At 64.7% G+C, this 21,138-nt stretch carries 21 protein-coding genes; 8 read left to right on the top strand and 13 right to left on the bottom strand.

Annotation, left to right across the window (positions count from 1 at the left end; genetic code table 11):
* Positions 1-3: 3 nt before the first annotated feature.
* Genes G8760_RS07870 through G8760_RS07835 form a run of 8 tightly spaced genes read right to left on the bottom strand, consistent with a single transcriptional unit; the run spans position 4 to position 7,898 of the window.
* The gene (locus G8760_RS07870; protein WP_166349376.1) at positions 4-696 is read right to left on the bottom strand and encodes an SDR family NAD(P)-dependent oxidoreductase; all 693 of its coding nucleotides are present in this window, start codon (positions 694-696) and stop codon (positions 4-6) included.
* A gap of 12 nt (positions 697-708) precedes the next feature.
* Positions 709-1,107: a DoxX family protein gene (locus G8760_RS07865; RefSeq protein WP_166349371.1), complete on the bottom strand. Its 399-nt coding sequence runs from the start codon at positions 1,105-1,107 to the stop codon at positions 709-711.
* 12 nt (positions 1,108-1,119) lie between these two features.
* The gene (locus tag G8760_RS07860) at positions 1,120-2,715 is read right to left on the bottom strand and encodes an FAD-dependent monooxygenase (RefSeq protein WP_166349368.1); all 1,596 of its coding nucleotides are present in this window, start codon (positions 2,713-2,715) and stop codon (positions 1,120-1,122) included.
* Positions 2,712-4,265, bottom strand: coding sequence for a solute symporter family protein (locus G8760_RS07855; protein ID WP_166349365.1), 1,554 nt, complete (start codon positions 4,263-4,265; stop codon positions 2,712-2,714). The genes G8760_RS07860 and G8760_RS07855 overlap by 4 nt, the downstream gene beginning before the upstream one ends.
* On the bottom strand, positions 4,262-4,603 hold the full coding sequence (locus tag G8760_RS07850; protein ID WP_166349362.1) for a DUF485 domain-containing protein: 342 nt from the start codon (positions 4,601-4,603) through the stop codon (positions 4,262-4,264). The genes G8760_RS07855 and G8760_RS07850 overlap by 4 nt, the downstream gene beginning before the upstream one ends.
* Positions 4,600-6,504 (bottom strand): anthranilate synthase family protein, encoded by a 1,905-nt coding sequence (locus G8760_RS07845; RefSeq protein ID WP_166349359.1) that lies wholly within the window; start codon positions 6,502-6,504, stop codon positions 4,600-4,602. Before G8760_RS07845 ends, G8760_RS07850 begins: the two co-directional genes overlap by 4 nt.
* Before the next feature lie 4 nt (positions 6,505-6,508).
* Positions 6,509-7,171 (bottom strand): phosphatidylserine decarboxylase, encoded by a 663-nt coding sequence (locus G8760_RS07840; RefSeq protein WP_166349354.1) that lies wholly within the window; start codon positions 7,169-7,171, stop codon positions 6,509-6,511.
* Positions 7,164-7,898 (bottom strand): DUF6081 family protein, encoded by a 735-nt coding sequence (locus G8760_RS07835; RefSeq protein ID WP_207782128.1) that lies wholly within the window; start codon positions 7,896-7,898, stop codon positions 7,164-7,166. Before G8760_RS07835 ends, G8760_RS07840 begins: the two co-directional genes overlap by 8 nt.
* Positions 7,899-8,108: 210 nt before the next feature.
* Between G8760_RS07835 and G8760_RS07830 the strand changes: the two genes are divergently transcribed.
* Complete coding sequence (locus tag G8760_RS07830; protein WP_207782127.1) at positions 8,109-8,603, top strand: class I SAM-dependent methyltransferase; 495 nt, start codon at positions 8,109-8,111, stop codon at positions 8,601-8,603.
* A gap of 36 nt (positions 8,604-8,639) precedes the next feature.
* On the opposite strand, the gene G8760_RS07825 is transcribed toward G8760_RS07830, so the two are convergent.
* Positions 8,640-9,902, bottom strand: a complete 1,263-nt coding sequence (locus tag G8760_RS07825) for a metallophosphoesterase (RefSeq protein WP_207782126.1) — start codon at positions 9,900-9,902, stop codon at positions 8,640-8,642.
* A 130-nt stretch (positions 9,903-10,032) separates the two neighbouring features.
* On the opposite strand from G8760_RS07825, the gene G8760_RS07820 reads away from it, so the two are divergent.
* A complete protein-coding gene (locus tag G8760_RS07820; RefSeq protein ID WP_166349339.1) occupies positions 10,033-11,046 on the top strand; it encodes a methyltransferase in 1,014 nt (337 codons plus the stop codon).
* Between the two features lie 116 nt (positions 11,047-11,162).
* Here the strand turns inward: G8760_RS07820 and G8760_RS07815 are convergent, their stop codons facing one another.
* The 3 genes from G8760_RS07815 to G8760_RS07805 are packed head-to-tail and all read right to left on the bottom strand — an operon-like array spanning position 11,163 to position 13,946.
* The gene (locus tag G8760_RS07815; RefSeq protein WP_166349335.1) at positions 11,163-11,540 is read right to left on the bottom strand and encodes a VOC family protein; all 378 of its coding nucleotides are present in this window, start codon (positions 11,538-11,540) and stop codon (positions 11,163-11,165) included.
* Positions 11,541-11,553: 13 nt separating this feature from the next.
* A complete protein-coding gene (locus G8760_RS07810) occupies positions 11,554-13,050 on the bottom strand; it encodes a flavin-containing monooxygenase (RefSeq protein ID WP_207782125.1) in 1,497 nt (498 codons plus the stop codon).
* Positions 13,047-13,946 (bottom strand): CDP-alcohol phosphatidyltransferase family protein, encoded by a 900-nt coding sequence (locus G8760_RS07805; protein ID WP_281355138.1) that lies wholly within the window; start codon positions 13,944-13,946, stop codon positions 13,047-13,049. The genes G8760_RS07810 and G8760_RS07805 overlap by 4 nt, the downstream gene beginning before the upstream one ends.
* A 132-nt stretch (positions 13,947-14,078) precedes the next feature.
* Here G8760_RS07805 and G8760_RS07800 point away from each other — a divergent pair, with 132 nt between their 5' ends.
* From G8760_RS07800 to G8760_RS07775, 6 genes are read left to right on the top strand one after another with little or no spacing between them, the layout of a single operon-like run.
* The gene (locus tag G8760_RS07800; RefSeq protein WP_166349327.1) at positions 14,079-15,353 is read left to right on the top strand and encodes an aspartate kinase; all 1,275 of its coding nucleotides are present in this window, start codon (positions 14,079-14,081) and stop codon (positions 15,351-15,353) included.
* 58 nt (positions 15,354-15,411) lie between these two features.
* Positions 15,412-16,230 carry a 2-amino-3,7-dideoxy-D-threo-hept-6-ulosonate synthase gene (locus G8760_RS07795; protein ID WP_166349323.1) on the top strand — a complete coding sequence of 273 codons (819 nt, stop codon included), beginning with the start codon at positions 15,412-15,414 and terminating at the stop codon, positions 16,228-16,230.
* Between the two features lie 5 nt (positions 16,231-16,235).
* On the top strand, positions 16,236-16,991 hold the full coding sequence (locus G8760_RS07790; RefSeq protein ID WP_207782124.1) for an amidohydrolase family protein: 756 nt from the start codon (positions 16,236-16,238) through the stop codon (positions 16,989-16,991).
* Positions 16,984-18,273 carry a phenylacetate--CoA ligase family protein gene (locus G8760_RS07785; protein ID WP_166349317.1) on the top strand — a complete coding sequence of 430 codons (1,290 nt, stop codon included), beginning with the start codon at positions 16,984-16,986 and terminating at the stop codon, positions 18,271-18,273. Before G8760_RS07790 ends, G8760_RS07785 begins: the two co-directional genes overlap by 8 nt.
* 13 nt (positions 18,274-18,286) lie before the next feature.
* On the top strand, positions 18,287-19,057 hold the full coding sequence (locus G8760_RS07780; protein WP_166349313.1) for a 2,3-dihydro-2,3-dihydroxybenzoate dehydrogenase: 771 nt from the start codon (positions 18,287-18,289) through the stop codon (positions 19,055-19,057).
* A gap of 23 nt (positions 19,058-19,080) precedes the next feature.
* Positions 19,081-19,737, top strand: a complete 657-nt coding sequence (locus tag G8760_RS07775; RefSeq protein WP_166349310.1) for an isochorismatase family protein — start codon at positions 19,081-19,083, stop codon at positions 19,735-19,737.
* A 419-nt stretch (positions 19,738-20,156) separates the two neighbouring features.
* Here G8760_RS07775 and deoC read toward each other — a convergent pair whose 3' ends face one another.
* Positions 20,157-21,107 carry a deoxyribose-phosphate aldolase gene (gene deoC / locus G8760_RS07770; protein WP_166349306.1) on the bottom strand — a complete coding sequence of 317 codons (951 nt, stop codon included), beginning with the start codon at positions 21,105-21,107 and terminating at the stop codon, positions 20,157-20,159.
* Positions 21,108-21,138 lie beyond the last annotated feature (31 nt).

Raw genomic sequence — 21,138 nt, 5'->3', positions numbered from 1 at the left:
CTGTCACACAAGCATCGTGCCTCCGTCGACCTCCAGGTTGACGCCATTCACCGCAGGATTTCGCAGGAGGAAGACGATGGCGTCCACGACGTCGTGGGTGGTCGCGAGCCTGCCGGTCGGGGTTCGGGATCGGGAGCGTTCGAGGATCTCCGGCTTGTTCGCCCAGTACGGACTGTCCCTGACCATCGCGGGGTGGATGGCGTTGACGCGCCGCGGGGCGAGCTCTACGGCGAGTGTGCGGACCATGGCGCTTACGCCGCCGTTGATGGTGGAGACGGTGGTGGATCCGGGATAAGGCCGGGCCATTGCGAGCCCGCCGATGATCACGATCGAGGCGTCGTCGGCCATCCACGGCGTCAGGGTGTGCACGACCTCGATATAGCCGACGAGCTTCAGCGTGACCAGCCTCGTAGCTTTGGCGACGTCATAGGACTGGACTGTGTTCGCGTCGCGTTCGATGGCGGCTAGGACGAGATGATCGACTCGCTCGATGCCGAGGAGGTGCTCGCCGATCTCGGCAGGCCGGGTGAGATCTACGGCGAGCCCGTGTGCCCGGCCGCCGATCTGCTCGGCAGCCGTCTTAGCGCGGCTTGGGTCGCGTCCGGTGAGTACGACGTCGTGGTCCTGCGCGGCAAGGTGCTCTGCGACGCCAAGGCCGAGCCCGGATGTTCCGCCGATGACAACCGTGGTCGGCATATTCTTCCCTCCTCACGATCGGCCGAACAGGCGAGACAGGGTGTCACGGCGCCCCCAGGCAATTATCCCGGCCATGACGCCGAGGAGCATGATAGGAATTGGGGTGATATCAAGCACGGGCCCGTGGAAACCGAGGGCGCATAGCGCTAAACCGACGAAGGCGAGACCGGCGAGGCCGGAGAGCCTAGGTATGACGAGAGCCACCGCTCCGACTATTTGGACGACACCGGTGAAATACTGAAACCATGAGCCCCAGCCGATTTGGTCAAAGATTTCCACGTGAAAGATTAGCTTGCTTAGTCCGGCGATGAAGAAAGAGCCGGCGGTGATTCCTTGAATGATCCACAGATTTCGGTTTCGCTTCCGCGCGGTTTCGGAGATTCTTGTGTGGATTGTCGTGTCCTCGATCATGTTTCCGACCTCTCATGACTGATTTCCGGTGACTACACGCATGACATTCCATGCGTTGAATTCGGTGTTGCTCCGCCATGCGACACGCTGGTCTGGCCTAATGAGAACGAGGTCGCGTTCCCACAAGCGCCGTGCGTGATCGTCGTGGATTACCACGTGCCTGATGGTTACTTCGTGTAGCTGCGCGGCCGCGAGCAAGGGTTCCGCCCGCCCGTCCCCGGCGAAGTCGACCAGGGTGAACCCGGAGCCGAGTTGCTCGAAGAGCGAATGTCCCTCGGCAGTCAACACACTGGGCGGCCGACTGCCCGGCGTGGTGGTAGGTATGTACTGCCACGGGTCCCACGCCGGGCTCGGGAGCGGTTCGTCGCAGACGACTGGAGATCCGTTGTACCGGTCGCCGAGCTCGACTCCGCTGTATTCATTCTCCCCACGTTCAGCCTGGAGATATTCGGCGATCTCCGCGAGGGGGCGGCCCCTCTTTAACATGCGGCCCGCGGTGACGTGCACTCCGATGTGCCGCCGCGACATGTGGATGTTGTTCAGGGCGACCGGCCGCCGTTCAGTCTCGTAGCTGTCTAGCAGCTTGGGGCCACCCCAGCTGCGGATGACGGCGGAGAGCTTCCAGCCGATGTCGACCGCATCGGCGACGCCGGTATTCATTCCGTAGCCGCCGGTGGGAAACATTTGATGCGCGGCGTCACCTGCGAGGAACACCCGGTCCTTTCGGTACGAGTCGGCAATGACGAACCGGGGGCGCCAGCGAGAAGTAACCAGCACCTCGTCGATATCGAGGTCGAGACCGAGGAGCGAGCGCACCAAGCCTGCAGGATCCTCGGGTGGCACCGTGAAGTCGTCCGGGTGCTCGGCATGTGCGTGCACGGTCCATGTCTCAACTTCGTCCTGCGCGAGGATCACGTATCGGAAGGCGAAGTAGTGCCAGAATCGACCGTGTCGGTGCAGGGTAGCCAGGTCATGGCTACGCAGGTGGACTTGGTAGAGGCCAGGCAGATCCGGCACGTCGGTCACTGGCCGCACGGCGATGCCGAGCATGTCCCGGATCGTGCTCGCCGGGCCGTCGCACCCGACGACGAAACCGGATCGCACGGCTGCGAGATCTCCCGACGCTACGTCTGCGACATATGTCGTGACGCCGTCGTCGTCTTGTTCGAGTCCGACGATGCGTTTTCCGCATCGCAGATCGATGAGCTCGCTTTCCTCGCAGTGGGTCCGCAGTATCGGTTCCAGCACGGTCTGCGACATCCGCTGCCACGGCTGTGCTGGCTGCGTACCGTCGTTGCGGTCGCGGATCCGGTCCCATACGTCGTTGACCGATGGTAGGTCCCACGTCGTGATCACCTCTCCGTCGAGACCGGTCGACCAGATCACGTCGAAGGCGTGCTCCGGCGCCACCCCGGCGGCGCGGACATCGCTGGCGAGGCCAAGGCGGTCGAACAGCTCCATGCTGCGGGTGTTGATGACATCCAGTTTCGGTTGGGAAGTGGTTGTTAGGCTCTGCTCGACGAGGACGCTCGGTACGCCGTGGTGGGCGAGCTCGAGCGCCGTCACCATGCCCACAGGGCCCGCGCCGACGACCGTGACCGGTGTCATTTGTCAGCTCCGGCGCCGGATAGGGAGCGGATCTCCATCTCGGCGTAGGCGGCGTCGTCGCGCTCCCGGCTGAGCTTGGAGCCGAGCCAGCCGTAGAGGAAGCCGAGCGGGATCGACACGAGGCCTACGTACGACCACGGGAAGATCGCGAAGTCGACGTCGGGAAGCATGGACTGCGGAGCACCGGAGACTGCCGGCGAGAACGCGACCAGCACTACCGTGGTGATGAGGCCGCCGTACATGGTCCACAGCACCCCGGAGGTGTTGAAGCGGCGCCAGAACCAGGAGTAGACCATAGTCGGCAGGATCGAGGACGCGACGAGCGTCACGTTGAGCGCGAGCATGAAATGCAGGTTCTGCCGCATCAGCAGCAGTCCGACGACGGTCATGAGGACGCAGAGAACCACGACTGTGATGCGGGCCGTGTGGACCTCCTGGCCCTCCGAGGGAGTGTGCCGAGCGATGTTGCGGTAGATGTCGTGAGTGAACGTGGCCGCGGCGGAGATCGCGAGGCCTGCGGTCACCGCGATGATCGTGATGAAGACGACGGAGGCGATGAAAGCGAGCAAGGCCACGCCGCCGAGCTCCTCGGCGAGCAGCGGTGCGGCGGAAAGGCGCCCGCCAGGAGAGGACTGGATTGTCTCTGCGCCGACGAGCGCAGCGGCACCGAAGCCGATCAGCATGACGAGCACGTAGAACGGCACTATCAGCCAGATTGCCCACGAGACCGACCGGCGGGTTTCGCGTGCCGAGGGCGTCGTGAGGAATCGGATGAAAAGGTATGGCAGGGCGGCGTGCCCGAGGATCACGGTGAGCATCTGGGAGACGAACTGAAGCTTGTCCGTGGTGTCCGCGCCGAACTTCCCGCCGGGGGTGAGCAGCGCCGCGCTCTGCGACCCGGCGCCGCTCGCTGCGTCACCAAGAAGCGTAGAGATGTCGAAGCGATAGTGCAGCAGCAGCGCCCCGCCGAGTGCGACGACACCGACGAACAGCAGTCCCGCCTTGAGTATCTGCGTCCAGGTGGTGCCGCGCATCCCGCCATAGAACACGATCACTGTGGTGGCGGTGCCGATGAGGAGGATGACCATCGCCTCCGCGAGCGGCGAGGCAACTCCCAGCAGCAGTGTCACGATCGCGGCGGCACCGGTGAGCTGGATCGTCATGTAGAGAAAGAAGACGATCAGCGTGACCGTCGCCGCGGCCATGCGGACGGGCCGTTCTTGCATTCGGATACTAAGAGCGTCGCCCAAGGTGAATCGTCCCGTATTGCGCAGCGGTTCGGCAATGAGCACCAGCGCCACGAGCCAGGCGATAATGAAGCTGACGCCGAAGAGGACCGCGTCGTATCCATTGAGCGCGACGTCACCGCTGAGCGCGAGAAACGACGTCATCAACAGATACGTGCCGAAGAGCGCGAGTCCGTTCTGCGGGCCGGTGAACGCCCGATTGGCGACGTAGTAGTCGGACGGGGTGTTCTTCCCGCGGCCGATCCGCGCGACGAAGACTAGAATGATCGCAAGGAAGATCATGGAAAGTACCCCGGCACTCATCGGTTGCTCCTTTCGAACTCGTCGCGGACTCGTTCGGCGAGGGGGTCAAGCCAGCGGCGGGCGTACCGCAGGTAGAACGCGGTGATCAGGAGCGTCGAGAGGATCTGGCCGACGACGAATAGGAGTCCGACGTTGACGTTGCCCGCCACCTCAAGAGCGAACAGGTCCGGAGCCCAGCCCGCGAGCAATATCGTGGCGAGGAACCAGCCGACGAAGACCGTGAACAGCGCGGCGATGAGGCGTCTAGCTCGCCGGCGCAGCTGGATAAAGGCGTCGCTGCTCTGAATCGTGAGATAGGTCGTCGTCCTCGTCTTCTGAGGGCCCACTGGAGTGGTCATGATCCTCCTCGGATGGTGGGGTTGAGCAGAGAGACGATGAGGTCGCTGAGGATGGCGGGGCCGTTGCGGGTGAGCACAGATTCCGGATGGAACTGCGCCGAAGCGAATCCGGGACCGCGCATCGCGTGGACGTCGCCGCTCTCCTTGTCGCGGCTGACATAGATGGCTTCGCCCGAGCGCGCGTCGATGGTGTCGTGGTCGCAGCGCGCCGCGAAAGTGTTGTAGAAGCCGGCGTACTCGGACCGCCCGAACAGGTCGATCTCCATCTGAAGACCCTGGTTCGGGATCTCCCTGCGGACGATGTCCAGGCCGAGCAATGAGGCGAGGATCTGGTGGGACAGGCAAACCGCCAGTAACGGTCGGCCGGCGTCGAGTAGATAGGTGATCGTGTCCCGGAGGGCCCGGACACGCGGATCGGATGAGTCACGAGGGTCTCCTGGGCCAGGGCCGCCGACGACCACGTCCCAGCCGCTGAGACGGCCGGGCCGGGTGCAGGGGTGGACAGCGACCTCGGGACCTTGCGCCCTTAAGACCTGGGCGAGCATCGCGGTGAAGGCGTCCTGGGCGTCGAGGATGAGGATGCGTCGTTGTTTCAGCGGGCGGCGGTCACATACGTTCGCCGGGTTCAGCCAGAAGTCGCTGAGAGTGGTGTTGCGCCCGGCGAGCGCCGCTCGGATCTGCGGACTGTGCGCGAGCCCACGCCGCCGTACAGGTTCATCCGTCTGTGGAGCCGGCGAGGTCAGCGCGGAGAGAAGACCGGCAGCCTTCGCGTGGGTCTCCGCGATCTCCGACGCCGGATCCGAGAGGCGCACCAGCGTGGAGCCAATGCCGATGCGCAGCCGACCGGTGTCGTCGATATCGGCGGTCCTGATGAGGATGGAAGAGTCCAGCGTGTGCCGTCCTGCGGCATCCCGCCCGATCAGTGCGACCGCGCCACTGTAGTAACCACGCCCGGATGGTTCCCTGCGCGCGATCACGCGACAGGCGTTTTCCAGAGGGCTTCCGGTGACCGTGGGGGCGAACATGGTCTCGCGGAGGATCTCCCGCGCGTCAAGGGCACTGCACCCCTGAATGATGTACTCCGTGTGGGTGAGCCGTGCCATCTCTTTCAGAGCCGGACCAGTAACTGAAGGCGCCGCGTCGCAGATCCGCGACATCATCTTGAGTTCCTCATCCACGACCATGTCAAGCTCGTCGGTTTCCTTGCGGTCGGCCAGGAAACTGAGCAGGTCCTGCAGGCCCGGGCCTTCGGTCCCATGCCGCAGTGTTCCGCTGATCGGATTCATTACTGCGGTGCCGCCCGTCAGCGTCACGTGCCGCTCGGGGGTGGCGCCGACGAAGGTCCTGTCGCCGGTGTGCACGACGAACGTCCAGTAGGTGCCGCTTTCGCTGAGCATCAGACGTCGGAAGACGGTGAGTGCTGTCGCCGCGGCGTCGGCGGGGACGTTGGCCGTGAAGGTGCGGCGGAGGACGAAGTTCGACCCTTCGCCATTGCCGATATCGTCCTTGACGACCTCCCGTACGATTTGCGCGTAGGCCTCGTCGCTGACGTCGAAGCCGTCCGAGTGGAGGTGTATCGGAGTCTCGGGAATGTGCCGCAGAATCGCCTCGGCTGGGGCGTTGTGGTGTTCGCGTATGACGATTCCACGGATCGGTTCGCCATCGTCGAGACAGGCGTACCCGCGTTCGGTGATCTGGCGGTATGGAATCAGCGCCAGTAGACGCGGCCCCTGGGCGCCGCCGAGAGGTAGGTCCGCGAGGCGGCTCACCCGGATCGCATCGCCGGAGAACACCTCCAGCGCCGCGGAACCCAGCGGGGAATCCGGGCGGTATACCAGAGCGAATGGCGGCGGATTCCCGCCGAGGATTCTCTCCAGAATTTCGTCCGGCCAGCTTTTCATGCGTTCACGATGGCGCGTTACCCGAATCCGCGCATCGCGTGTCCTCGTGATTTAGGGCGGTCTGCCCGGCGCGAGTCCGCTCCCGCAGGCGTACCGCGGGGATCATGTTCTCCGGTAGATATACATCGACTCGGGAACCGAGCCGGATCAGCCCGATGCGTTCGCCCCGGCCGACCCGTGTGCCCTCGGGCACGTAAGGAACAATCCGCCGCGCCACAGCACCGGCGATCTGTACCAACTCGATATCACCGTGCTTGGTGTCCAAACGCCAGATTACGCGTTCGTTCCGGTCGCTATCTTTCTCGAATGCGGGCAGGTATCCACCGGACACATGCTGCACCGAGGTGATCACGCCGTCAGCGGGAGCCCGGTTGACATGCACGTCAAACGGGCTCATGAAGATCGATACTCGGGTGCGCCCGTCTGGCCACGGCTCGATCGCTTGGACGACGCCGTCGGCGGGGGAAAGTATGGAGCCCGCCCCGGGCGTGCGATCGGGGTCGCGGAAGAACCACAGCATCAACCCCGACAGCGCGGTCATGGAGGTGGCTGCGGCAGTCCATGGCCACGACCGGCGCGCCGTTGCTACCCCGATCGTGACAGCGGCGGCCGAGACCATCGGGGCCAGCCATCGTGATGTGCCACGCGCCAGCCGTACCTCACCCATAGGACAACTCCCGCAGACTGATCCGCCAAGGTCCCCACTGCCCCGCCGCGCCTTGGCCGTGCTCGCGTTCGGCCCGGCTGAACTGGGTCAGGCTGCGGGCGGAGAAGAGACCCATCCCCACCTGGAAGCCAGTGGGGCGGGCCGGCGCGACGGCCCAGTAGTGCGGCTCGCCATCGACGAACCAGGTAAAACCGCCCGTGTCGGACCGGTATGCCAGGGAGTAGCGATGCTGTTGCCCCGGCCTGGTAGCGACGTCCAGGACGATTCGGTGGGTGAACTGATTCTCGCCGGTGCCCCTGGGCACAGCGAGCCGCTCATGCACGGCGTACACAGTGTCGTTGGTGGCGGCCATATTGATGACCGTGCCGGTGGCGAAGTCCACCAGATTGGCCGTACCGAAGGCGTCGAGTAGATCGAAGGGAACCTGACCGTTGGTCGTGACCGCCATGTCCACCTCGAAGATGAGCTCGAGGCCGGGTGGCGCTTTGAAGTGCTCGGTGGACAAGCAGAGCAGCTTGGCGTTGTTGCCCATCGGATCCGTGTCGTGGAAACGGGTGAACGGCAGCACCGAGATGTTCAGTCGACCGTCACCGGCACGAACCCGGGCGTTGCGGTCCCGGTACTCGTGGACCGTGCCGTTCTGGTCCCGCATGCGGACGATCTCCCAGCGGGAGGGGTCCAATTGAGTGGACCGCTCCAAGAAACTGTCGTAGGCGCGTTCTTTCATTGCCGTCATTCTCTGGTGCCCGGTGCAAGCACACATCGCGTGAATACGCGATGTGTGGCGTGAGCGTGGCCGCCATCCTGACAACAAAGTCAAAGTCATTACTCCGGGAGAGATCTGATGAGAGAAACCGGCCTCTTTATCTCCGAATTTTTCAGGAATCCGCGCCGTACCGGAGCGGTCGCTCCAAGTTCGGCGCGCATGGCCCGGCCGATGGCTCGTTCTATTGCGGAACACAATGCCCCGGTCGTCGTTGAGCTCGGTCCGGGCACGGGAGCGTTCACCACCGAGATCCAGCGACAGCTTGGTGGTCGCGGCCACCACATAGCTGTGGAGGTCAACGAACGGTTCGCCGCGTTGTTGCACGACCGGTTCCCCGACGTTGATGTTGCTGTCGACCGCGCCGAGGAAACACCCAACCTGCTGGCCGCCCGTGGGCTGGCGGCGGCCGATGTGATTGTGAGTGGTCTGCCTTGGGCCGCATATCCGAGGCAGACCCAGCTGGAGATCCTCGGTAGCATCTGCGACAGCCTGACGGCCGAGGGGACATTCGTGACGTTCGCATACCTTCACGCGGCCTGGGCTCCGCCCGCCCGGCGATTCCGCGCGCTACTGGAGGAGAGCTTTGGGGAGGTGATCGTCGGCCGGACCGTGTGGGCGAACCTGCCTCCGGCCTTCGCCTATACGGCTCGATGGGTTCGAAGATAGATCAGGTGGCCTGCGACTAGTGTCCCGTGCGACACACTAGCGGGCTTGCAACTCGATGATTGCGATTTCCGGGGGAACTCCGACGCGGACCGGTGGTCCAAAGAACCCTGCCCCGCGGGTAACGAAGATGGATGTGCCGCTCATCGAGGCGAGCCCTGAGACAACTGGCTGCTGCAGTCCAGTGATCCGGTCGAAAGGCACTGTTTGGCCGCCATGTGTATGCCCGGACAGCTGCAAGTCGACGCCGTGTTCGATGGCGTCGAAGACCTGTACCGGCTGATGTGCGAGAAGCACGACCGGATGTGCCGGATCGCGGTCGGATAGCGCCTGGTCGTAATCAGGGCCGGACGCGTCGTACATGGGAGCGGCGATGTCGTTGACGCCGGCCAGATTGAACGCCGCACGCCCGCTGGGTATCTCCACCCGGTCGTTGAGAAGTGGTGTCATGCCGAGCTCTCGCACTCTCTCTAACCACGAGTCCGCGCCGGAGGAGTACTCGTGGTTACCGGTCACGAAGTAGGTGCCGAGACGCGACTTCAGGTGCCGTAGTCCGTCGATCTTATGGCCGACCGCGTCGATGGTGCCATCGACGAGGTCCCCGACGATCGCTACCATGTCGACCTGCTGCCGGTTGACGTGCCGCACCACCCGCGCTGCCATCTCTTCATGGATAAGCGGGCCGAAATGGGTGTCGCTGACGAGAGCGATCCGGAACCCAGAGGCGCTGGAATGCAGCCCGCGCAGCGGTACCGTCGCCCGGACGGTTCGCAGATCACTAAAGGCCGTATACATGCCGTACCCGACCGTGCAAGCGGCGGTGATACCCGCCGTCGCCGCGAACGCGCGGGCGATAAAGACCCGCCGGTCGAGCAATGACGCTGGACCGGAACTTGCGGACTCTCCGGCTGGCGTCTCGGCGTCGGCATCCTCCTGGCCGTCCGCGGTAACCAGCGTGTTCTCCTTGGTGGTCAGTGATGCCGATGGACGGCTGCGCTTTCTGTTACGGCTGCGCCACCGGAACGCGAGGATCATCCGGGGAACTTCAAGGATGAGCAGGACGATCAGCAGGTAGAAAAGCAGGCCGATCCACGTGTACCCGGGCCACGCCAGCCACCAGGCATCAACGGCGACGGTGCGGGTGATCATGAATGTCACGGTGGCGAAGATGCCGAGTCCGGCGATGGCAATCGTGCCCACACGACGCCACCGTCCGGGGGCCGTGGTGTCACGGATCAGCCGCGCCCACAGGTAGTAGTGCAGCGCGGCCGATAGCACGACGATGATGCTGAAGAATGCCACAGGGCCTAACATGCTGACTGCCTCCAGAGTCCAAGGCTCCTCTGACGGCAGTGTGCTGCCCTACTGCCCGGCAGGGCATCACGTGAACACGTGATGCCCTGCCGGGATGGGCACCGCGACAATCCTGAGGATGAGTGATCGTGAGCACGCGCCGACCGAAATGATGAGGCTGATTTACGGAGCCTTTCTGAGTCAGCAGCTGGCTACCGCCGCCGATCTGGGAGTCGCAGATTTGCTCGCCGACGGCCCAAAGCCAGTCTCGGTGCTCTCTGAACGGACGGGGACAGATCCGGTCGCGCTGCACCGCGTCCTGCGCGGGCTCGCGGCCGTGGGGGTGTTCACGGAGATCGCGCCGGCGACGTTCGGGCTCACACCGCTCGCCATGACTCTACGGGCCGACGTCCCGGAGTCGTTGCGCAACGTTGCACGGCTCGCCGGTGCCCGGGAAACTCACGAAGCGCTCGCCGGGCTAGAACATAGCATTCGCACCGGCTTGCCCTCATTCGAGCGAGCATACGGCACCGACTGGTGGTCCTACCTCGCCGCCAATCCTGGCCGGGCCTCGCTCTTTCACGCGGCGATGGGTGATGTCGCCCGACAGACTCATGCCGCCGTGGCTAGCGCGTACGACTTCTCGGACCGGAGGATCCTCGTTGATGTCGGCGGGGGACACGGCCACCTGGCTGCCGCTATTCTCCAGCGCTACCCGGAGATGACCGCTGTCGTCTTCGACCGGCCAGAGGTGGTTTCCGATGTGCCCACCACCCTCGACAAGACCGGGGTTGCCGGGCGGGCGAGAGCAGAGGGCGGCGACTTCTTCGAACGGATACCGGAAAATGGAGATGTCTATGTGCTCTCGTGGATCTTGCACGACTGGGACGATGACGATGCCGCCACCATCCTCGCGAATGTCCGCGAGGCAATGGCTCCAGGTGCGAAGGTTATCGTGATCGACACGTTGATCCCGCCCGGCGACGAGCCGCACCTGGGCAAGCTCCTCGACATCATCATGCTCATGCAACATGGCGGTAAGGAACGCACCGAGGCCGAGATGGTCGGTGTGCTCCGGGCCGGCGGGTTGACCGAGACCGAAATCGTGGAGCTTGCGCCTTGGCCGACGGCGCTGATCGTGGCCCAGTCCTAGGCCGTGATCGAGAAGTGGGTGAGAACCGGAAGCCCGGGTGTTCGCGATCGAACCAGGAGAAGATCTCCGAGCGCGGTCGGTAGGCAGCTGCGGCACGCAGCCGTACGGGAGTTCTTTTACTTCGGCTCGAACAGCTCGATCGGGTTTCCGGACGGGTCCTCGAGGAGAATCTGCCGGCCACCGCGCCCGTCCACGATGTCGTTGCGGAAGCTCGTCCCCGCCTCCCGGAGCGCCGCGACGAACGCGTCGAGGTCGTCGACCTCGATCTGGATGCGGTTCCATCCGCCGGGTTTGGGCTTGCGCCCGTCCGGCATCGACTGGGCCGCTCCGCCTGCGCCGTGTGGGGCGCTGAGCAGCATCCGCAGTTGGTCGCGGGCGATGATAGCGAACCCTTTGCCGGGCCGGAATACGGTGGTGAAACCGAGGTGCCCGGTGTAGAAGTTGACCGCGGCGTCGACGTTGTCGACGATGTAGCGCACGCTCACCGTTGCCATGGATCCTCCTGGCTCATATCAAGTCCTTGCCGGTTAAGTCTGCACCGTCGGCGTCGTGCGGGGCGAGGCGCAGCAGATAGTCGCCGGGGTCGAAGCGCCGTACCCGCCGCCGGAATGTCCCGGTTAATCCCGGCCAGAGAGTAGTGTTACGACCCCGTTCGTCGAGGTACCAGCTGTGACAGCCCGAGAGCCAAACCGTACCTTTCATGCGCGCCTGAACATCGGCGACGAATGAAGACTGCGTGTCGCGGCGCACATCCAGCGTTGCCACCCGGAATCGGCTCATGAACCTGAGCGCGTCGACTACGTAGTTAACCTGAGCTTCCATCGTGAGCAACGAGGAGTTCTGGCCGGAGACGGTGTTCGGGCCTAGGAGCAGGAAGAGGTTGGGAAACCCAGCGACGGCCGTGCCAAGGTAGGCCTCGGCGCTGCCATTCCATCGTTCAGCAAGGCTACTCGTGCGTCCGTGCAGGCGGTGCGCGATCGGCATGTGGGCCGCCTCGAAGCCGGTAGCGTGAATAATGACGTTGATGAGGCGGTGAGCACCGTCTTCGGTGACGATTCCGTCCGGGGTCACCGCCCAGATCGCGTCGGTGACCAGCTCGGTGTTGGCCTGGGTGATCGCTGGGAGATAGCGGTTGGAGAGGATGAGCCGTTTACATCCGATCGTGTAGTCGGGAGTCAGGGCAGCCCGCAGGCCCGGGTCACGGACCTGGCTGTGCAGGTGGAGACGGGCGAGCCACTCTGCTGGTTTGAGGAGCCGCCGATTGACCGTGAGGCCGGCGACCAGCGACTCGCGCGCCCAGAAGATGGTGGTGCGGACCACGCGTTGTAGCACGGGAAAGCGGCGGTAAAGTCGGCGTTCCCAGTCGGCCCTACGCCGGTCAAGCCGTGGCATCACCCAAGGCGGGGTGCGCTGAAACACGTATAGCCGGCTGACGATTGGCTGGATCTCGGGAATGAACTGGGTGGCGGAGGCGCCGGTGCCGATGACCGCCACCCGGCGGTCGGCGAGGTTGAGCGTGTGATCCCAGGCGGCTGAGTGGAAGACGTCCCCGGCGAACCGTTCGAGGCCCGGGATGGAAGGGGAAGCCGGCTCGCTGAGTGGTCCCGTTGCCGCGATGAGAACGTTCGCCGTGTAGGTTTCACGTGCTGTCGTGATCTCCCAATAGGCCTCTTCCTCCCGCCACTTCGCGAAGAGCACCTCATGACGGAGCCGCAGGTGGGGCCGGACCCCGTAGGTGTCGGCGCAACGGTGCAGGTAGTCCGCGACCTCGCGTTGGGTCGGGAACGTGCTGGTCCAGTGTGGCCTGGGGGCGAAGGAGAAGGAATAGAGTGCTGATGGGACGTCACAGGCGCAACCGGGGTAGGTGTTGTCATGCCATGCGCCGCCGATGTCTCCGGCGCGTTCGAGGACGATGAAGTCCTCCATGCCGTGATCACGGAGCCGGATCGCCATGCACAGGCCGGAGAATCCCGCACCGATGATCGCCACATGTACGTGCGTCACGGTGTGCCCTCGTCCCTCAACCTGAGCCACAGGGCGGGCCCGGAGAGCAGGTAGCCTGCGATAGCGAGACCGAATGCCGTGGCCGGGTTGATGAATGCGACGGCCACACCTGCGGGCCAGACCCACCACGGCAGTGCGGTCAGCCGGCCGAACTTAGCGTATGGCAGGGTCGTGACCATCAGGATTGACAGCATGACGGCGAAGACGATGTAGGGAACGCCTGGGCGGAGGTCCAGGAGGATGCCTCCGGCGACGATTCCCGTCGGCATTGCCGCCGGGAGACCGCTGAAGTAGCGACCGTTCTTGGGCATGGCGTTGAACCGGGCGAGGCGGACCATCGCGCACGCTGCCAGCAAGGCGGACATCAGGGCGACCGCGACCGTGGGGGTGGTCGTCTCCAGCCAGTAGTAGGCGAGTAGTGGAGTTGCCACCCCGAAGGCGCACAGATCGGCGAGCGAGTCCATTTGAGCACCGAACGGGCTAGTGACGCCGAAGCGGCGGGCGAGCCCGCCGTCGAGTCCATCCATGACGATGCAGGCGAGGAGGAACACCGCCGACCAGTGCGGTTCGCCTCGGGTGACCAGCAGGATCGCCGCCCCTCCCATCAGCAGACTGGAGACTGTGCAAGCGTTGACGGCGAGAAAACTCAGCCGTCGCCGCGGTGTCGGATCACCTGGAAGTAGCGATAGCCTTCCGGGCGGGGCATACGGGCCGAGCGGTCTTGGAACTGCCTCCGGCGCAGCGGCACTGCGTGGTCGAAACACCGGTTGCTGCACCGCCTTCTTGCCGCCGTCGCGGAGCCGTCGCGTCCAGGCCCCGGAAGCGACATTCTCGGCCCTTCGTTGTTTGAACACGACAACCTCCTTAAGCGTCACGCGTTCGCCAGCAGCATCCATCTCGCGCGTCATTGGAGGCATCACCCGTTCACGGGATTCCGCGGCATATCCCGTGAATCGGTGATGTATCCACACATCGTCGAATCGGAGGCTTGAGCAAAACATCAGTTGGGCAGGAGGAAATCGCGGAGAATGGGTGACGTTCTGGTTCAGAAGTACGGCGGAAGTTCACTTCTGACGCTCGACCAGGTGCTCCAGGCGGCCGAATGCGTCGCCCGCAGCCACCATTCGGGAAAGCGTATGGCTGTCGTTGTGTCGGCGAGAGGTGACGCGACCGACCAGCTGATCCGGCTGGCCGAGGAGATTTGTGGGGCGGGGGTCGCGACAGTCCGCGCCCGGCGCGAGGCGGACCAGCTGATGGCGACGGGCGAGACCGCTGCTGCCGCCCAGATGGCTCTTGCGCTGGGCCGGCTCGGTGTCCCGTCCGTCTCTCTCACTGGAGGCCAGTGCGGGATCACCGTCGCCGGTCGTCAAGGAGCCGGGACGATTACCGGGATTGACACCGGCCGTATCTACCGGCATCTGGACGCCGGCGAGGTCGTGGTCGTCGCCGGATTCCAGGGGATCAACGATGAGGGCGACGTCGTCACGCTCGGCCGTGGCGGTTCCGACACGACGGCGGTGGCTCTCGCCGCGGCATTACGCGCGCGCCATTGCGCCATCTTTACGGATGTCGGTGGTGTCTGCACGGCCGACCCGCGGTTGGTGCGCGCGGCCGGTGTGCTGCCGGTCGTGGACACGGCGCTTATGGCCGAAATGGCCTTTGCTGGCGCCAAGGTTCTGCACACCCGAGCCGCCGAACTTGCTGCTCTGCGAGGTGTGGAGATCCATCTGGGGAGCTCGCGGGCACAAGAGCTCGGAACAGTGATCACTGATGTCGGGGAGGAAGAGAGCATCATGATGGAGACGGACACCACTGTCATGGCGGTCACCCATGAGACCGACGTCGCGGGTGTTGTTGTACGGCCCGGCAAGGACCGTAAGGATCCGACGGAGAAGGTACTCACAGTCCTTGCGCAACGGTCGATCCCAGTCGATCAGGTAACCCATTGCTCGACCGGATGCGCCGGGGAGCCCCGTCTCGGCTTCACCACGAGCCGGGAGCACGCCGAGAGCTTCGCCCGAGCTATGTCGGACGGAGCGCCCGAACTGAGCGTCACGATCCAGGGGGACATGGCCAAGGTGTCGCTGATCGGCGTTGGCTTGCTCACCCGGCCAGGACACATGTCACGACTGATCTCCGTGCTGGCGGCGAAGGGTATTTCGGTGGGCCGGACCTCGACATCACAATCGCGGCTGTCGGTCACGGTGCCTGGCGACCGCGTGGTCGACGCCGTGGAGGCGTTGCACCGGGAGTTCGAACTCACTGAGGTCGGGACCGGGCAACCGTCGAGTCTGCCGGTCTGACCGGTCCGCTCACTGGTCAGTGTCACCGCAGGCCAGCCGAACAAGAGAGGAATGTTCAATGGTCGCCAACCTTACGTTCGCCAAGGGGGTCCGGACGCGACGGCTATTCCATCGGGTTAGCGGCAGGATCTTCATCGTGCCACTAGACCACTCGATCACCGATGGTCCGATCACTGGCGGCTGCAGCCTCGATGATCTTGTGGGTCGGCTCGCCGGCAACGGCGTTGACGCGGTTGTTCTCCACAAGGGCAGTGCCCGACAAGTGAACGATGCCCATTTCGCCGAAACGTCGTTCATCATGCACCTGAGCGCCAGCACAGCGTGTGCCCCGGATCCGGACGCCAAACGCCTCGTCGCCAGCGTGGAGGAGGCGCTGCGCATGGGCGCCGACGCGGTGAGCGTGCACCTCAACATCGGGTCCATGGACGAGGCGCGACAGATCGCCGACGTGGGGACTGTCGCCGGGGCCTGTGATCGGTGGAACGTCCCGCTGCTCGCGATGGTGTATCCCCGAGGGCCGAAGATCGAGAATCCGCGGAATCCGGATCTGATCGCTCACGCTGCGACGGTTGCTGCGGACCTTGGCGCGGACATCGTTAAGACCGTCTACGCAGGATCGCCGGATGTCATGCGCGATATTGTCGACGCCGTTCCCATACCGGTGGTTGTCGCAGGCGGCCCGCGACAGGCCGATGCCGACGCGATCCTGGACTATGTGGATGAGACGTTACAGGCGGGAACTGCGGGCCTAGCGATGGGCCGTAACGTCTTTCAGGCGCCGAGTCCGGGGTTGATGGCGAGACGGATCGCCCAGCGGGTCCATGCTGATGAGGTGCGGTTCGTGAACGCGGCCGGGTTCGAGAACGGTACCAGGTGAGCGCGATGCCGGTCCTCGACTTTCATGCACGGCTGCACCCCGGAGGTATGGACGGGCTGCTTGCCGCTATGGATTATCACGGCATCGATCGGGCGGTGGTCAGCGCCGGAGGAGTGATCGATCCGTATCGCCTGTCCGATCAGATCATCTGGGGCGGTCACATCGAATCCGACGCTGACAACGAGGCGGTGCTCGCCACCTGCACGGCCTCCGGCGGACGCCTGCTGCCGCGGTATTTTGCAAACCCGCACCGCGATCCGTCCGAGTACCACGCGTGGGGGCCGGACTTCTGCGGCGTCGAGATCTCACCGGCTGTACACGGTGTTCCGCTCACTGATGAACGCACGATCGCCCTCGTCGAGGTTGCCGAGTCGGTGGGGCACGCGGTCTACATCGTCAGCCTCGGCCGTGCGGGCTGCGGTTCGCGTGACCTGGCCTTCCTGGCGTCGAAGTTCCCTGCCGTGCGGTTCGTGCTGGGGCACTGCGGCTTCATCGGCATCGACTTTGGTGCGATCAAGGACGTCGCCGATCTCGGAAATGTCTTCGCCGAGACGTCGGGCTGTTACCTGGCTGTCGTCCGCGTTGCGCTGGAGCGTCTTGGCGCCGAACGCTTGCTCTTCGGGACCGAGTACCCGGGACAGGACCCCGGTGTCGAACTCGCCAAGTACCGCGCACTCGATATCAGCCTAGAGCAATGGCGCCTGATCTCGTGGACCAACGGTGCCCCACTGCTCTCCATCGGAGGTGTTACCGATGACTGACCTGCCGCAGATCGGTGACTGGAAGGGGTACGTTGAGCTCGCTGCGCTCCAGGACGAGCGGTTGTCACATGTCCTTGAACGCGCGGCTGCTTCGCCGTTTTACGCCGACCGAATCCCTACGGTCGGGCGGACGCGTGCTGACCTCAACGCGCTTGCGTGTACCACCAAACGTGATCTGCGCGACAGCTATCCGTTCGGCATGCTCGCCTGCGGAATGGACCGGGTCGCCACTTACCACGAGTCGAGCGGGACGGCTGGGCAACCTACGCCGTCTTTCTACACCGAGGCCGACTGGACCGACCTTGCCGAACGCTACGCCCGCAAACGGATCCCGATCACGCCCGACGACACCTTCCTGGTGCGCACGCCGTACGCTCTCATGATCACCGGGCATCTGGCACAGGCCGCCGCCCGATTGCAGGGTGCGGCGGTGGTTCCGGGTGATAACCGGTCGCTGGCGATGCCGTATTCGAGGGTGGTTCGGGTCCTGCATGATCTGGGAGTGACGCTGACCTGGTCGATGCCGACCGAAACACTGCTATGGGCGGCTGCGGCCAGGGAGGCCGGATACCGGGAGTTCCCGGCCCTGCGTGCTTTGTTCGTCGGAGGTGAGCCGCTGAGCTTGCCCCGGCGTAGACGGATCGAGGAGATCTGGGGAGTCCCCGTCGTCGAAGAGTACGGCTCCACCGAGACCGGCAGCCTCGCCGGCGAGTGCGACCAGGGCCATCTGCACCTCTGGGCCGACCGCGCGATCTTCGAGGTGCGCGATCCAGCCAGTGCAGAGATCATGCCGGAGGGCCGCGGCCAGCTCGTCGTCACCCCGCTGTACCGGGAGGCGATGCCGCTGCTGCGCTACAACCTGGAGGACGACGTCGAGGTCTCCTATGCCCCGTGCGACTGCGGCTGGGGTCTCCCGAGGATCCGGGTGTTTGGACGCGCCGCGTTCGGCTACCCCGTCCAGGGAGCGCGGATTACCCAGTACCGGCTGGAGGAGTTGGTGTTCGGGCTCCCTGCCGATCTTGAGGTCATGTTCTGGAGGGCGAAGACGTCTCCTGACGTTCTACGCGTGCAGATCGAGGTCCCGTGCGGGCGCCATGACGAGGCACGCAATGCGCTGACATCGGCGATCCACGAGGCGTACGGCGTGTACTGCGAGGTCACTGCGTTGCCTGCGGGGTCCCTGGTGCCGCGTGCGACGCTCACCGCGGTCCATGACGTCGTCAAGCCACGCAGCCTGTTCGGCGCCGACGAGGAATGGGACAAGGCGCTGCTCTATCACTGACGAGGAGGCAATCATGGATCAGCTGGGAATCGAGGGCCGCGTTGTTGTGGTCACTGGAACCGCCCAGGGGATCGGAGCCGCCGTGGCGCGGACCCTCGGACGTAGTGGCGGGCGGATCGCCGCGGTGGATGTTGACGGTGATCGCCTGAACGATGTCGTGAGAGGCATCGAGCCGGAAGCACTCCCTTATGTGGCCGACGTCCGCGACCCCGCACAGGTGGACCTCGTGGTTAAACGGGTCGAGCGCGACCTGGGCGCCGTGGACATCCTGGTGAACGTCGCCGGGGTACTGCGGACGGCACCGGCGACAGAGCTGACGGACGAAGATTGGGCGTACGTGTTCAGCGTCAACGCCACCGGAGTGTTCAACTTCTCCCGCGCGGTCGCCCGAGCCATGCTCCCCCGCCGGTCGGGATCGATCATCACGGTGAGTTCTAATGCCTCCCACGTGCCGCGGACAGGCATGGCCGCATACGCAGCATCGAAGGCGGCTAGCACCATGTTCACCCGGTGCTTAGGGCTAGAGCTGGCGCCGCATGGTATCCGGTGCAACATCGTGGCGCCGGGGTCAACCGACACGCCCATGCAACGATCCTTGTGGACGTCTGGGAACGGAGCGGAATCCGTCATCGCTGGTGACTCCGAGGCGTACCGCGCCGGGATTCCGCTGGGGAAGCTAGCGTCTCCTTTCGATGTGGCCGATGCTGTGGCCTTCCTCGCCTCCGACCGGGCGAGACACATCACCATGCAGGAACTGTGCGTGGACGGTGGAGCTTCACTCTGACCCTATTCGGAAGGTGTTTTGTGATGCCGATTCCGACGATCGGGCCTTACCCGATGCCCGCCGACCTTCCGGCGAACCAGGTGCCATGGTGGCCCGACACTTCGCGGGCATTGCTGCTTGTCCACGACATGCAGCGCTACTTCCTGAACTTCTTCCGCCCGAGGAAGTCGCCTTATAGAGAGCTCGTTGGCAATATAGGTCTGCTCATATCGGCGGCGCGCTCCTCCGATGTCCCTGTGGCTTACACGGCACAGCCCGGCGGAATGTCGCCGGCCCAACGTGGCCTGCTCTGCGACTTCTGGGGGCCGGGCATGACGGCCGAACCTGAGCACAATGAGATCATCGGCGAGCTCGCCCCGGAGTCCGATGACGTCGTGATCACGAAGTGGCGGTATAGCGCGTTCCACCGGACCGGCCTGCTGGAGACGATGCGGAAGCTCGGACGGGACCAGCTGCTGATCTGTGGTGTCTATGCCCACGTCGGGTGCATGCTTACGGCGTGCGACGCCTTCAGTCACGACGTAGAGCCGTTCCTCGTCGCCGATGCAGTTGCCGACTTCAGCCTTGAAGATCATCGAATGGCGCTCACCTACGCAGTCCGCCGGTGCGCGTCTGTCCTGCCTACCGTGCAGGTCCTTGGTGCAGTGCGGACCGAGCAGCGTCTGGGTGGTATCCGCTGAGAGCATCTGCATGTCCCGGTCAATCCCAGCCAGAGTGTAGGTTATGACCCCACTGGGAGCCTACGCGGTGAGAAAGGGCAGGAATGACCGCACGCCGAGTTGCATTCGCAGCGGTTGAGGACGGGCAGCTGACCTTCGGTGACCCGGGATCTCGTCATCTGGTGATGACCGCGGCGACGGTGCGCTGTGCTGGCCAGTTCCCTGATGGTGAGTCCGGCCCTGACGACGCGTCCGGGAGCGCTGCGGGCCCCGGGGCGGTGCCATGGACCGAGATCGTCGAACTCACGGTTGACGCTCCCCAATCGCGGATGCGATATCCGATCCCCGCGGTGACCGCCATCGCCACAGGCGTGTCGTTGATCGGCTGGGAATGGTCACCTGGCACCGCCGCAGGCTTCAAGGCGAGCTGCGCAACAGGCTTAGTCGAGGGTGAAGTAGTCCGGCCCGGCGTAACGACCAGTGGTCATCTTCTGCCGCTGCATGAGTAGGTCGTTGAGCAGACTGGACGCCCCGAGCCGGAACCAGTCCGGCGACAGCCAGTCTTCGCCGGCCGTCTCGTTGACCAGCACCAGATAACGGATGGCGTCCTTGCTGGTGCGGATGCCACCGGCCGGTTTGACGCCGACCTGACGCCCGATGGCCTCGCGGAAGTCGCGGACCGCCTCGAGCATGACGAGCGTGACCGGGAGGGTCGCGGCCGGGGCGACCTTACCGGTGCTCGTCTTGATGAAGTCGGCGCCGGCGAGCATGGCTAGCCACGATGCCCGCCGGACGTTGTCATAAGTGGCCAGCTCGCCGGTTTCGAGGATCACTTTGAGGTGGGCCTCGCCGCAGGCTTCCTTGACGGCGGTGATCTCGTCGGACACCTGGCCGTATCGGCCGGCGAGGAAGGCGCCGCGGTCGATGACCATATCGACTTCGTCCGCGCCGGCGGCCACGGCAGCTCGAGTGTCGGCCAGCTTAACCTCGAGACTGGTGCGCCCCGCCGGGAAACCTGTTGCGACGCTAGCCACCTTGACGCCGCTGTCGCCGAGCGCATCGCGGGTAACGGCGGCGAGATCGGGATAGACACATACCGCGGCCACCGGGGGCACGGTTGGATCGGACGGGTCGGGGCGTTGCGCCTTGGCGCACAGCGCCCGGACCTTACCGGGGGTGTCCTGTCCCTCGAGTGTGGTCAGGTCGATCATGGAGATGGCGAGGTCGATCGCGTACTGCTTGGCGGTGGTTTTGATAGACCGCGTGGCCAGAGTAGCGGCCCGGGCCTCGGCGCCCACCTGATCAACGCCGGGAAGCCCGTACAGGAAGCGGCGCAAGGATGCTTCGGACGAGGTCACGTCGGCTACGTGCGCTGGATCGAGCACAGTCACGGTGTCGAGTCTACGGGCCTGACCGGTCTCG

The organism is Phytoactinopolyspora limicola (assembly GCF_011320225.1).
GTDB lineage: Bacteria > Actinomycetota > Actinomycetes > Jiangellales > Jiangellaceae > Phytoactinopolyspora > Phytoactinopolyspora limicola.
The sequence above is the reverse complement of the archived record's forward strand: the minus strand, read 5'-3'. Positions and strand labels throughout refer to the sequence as shown.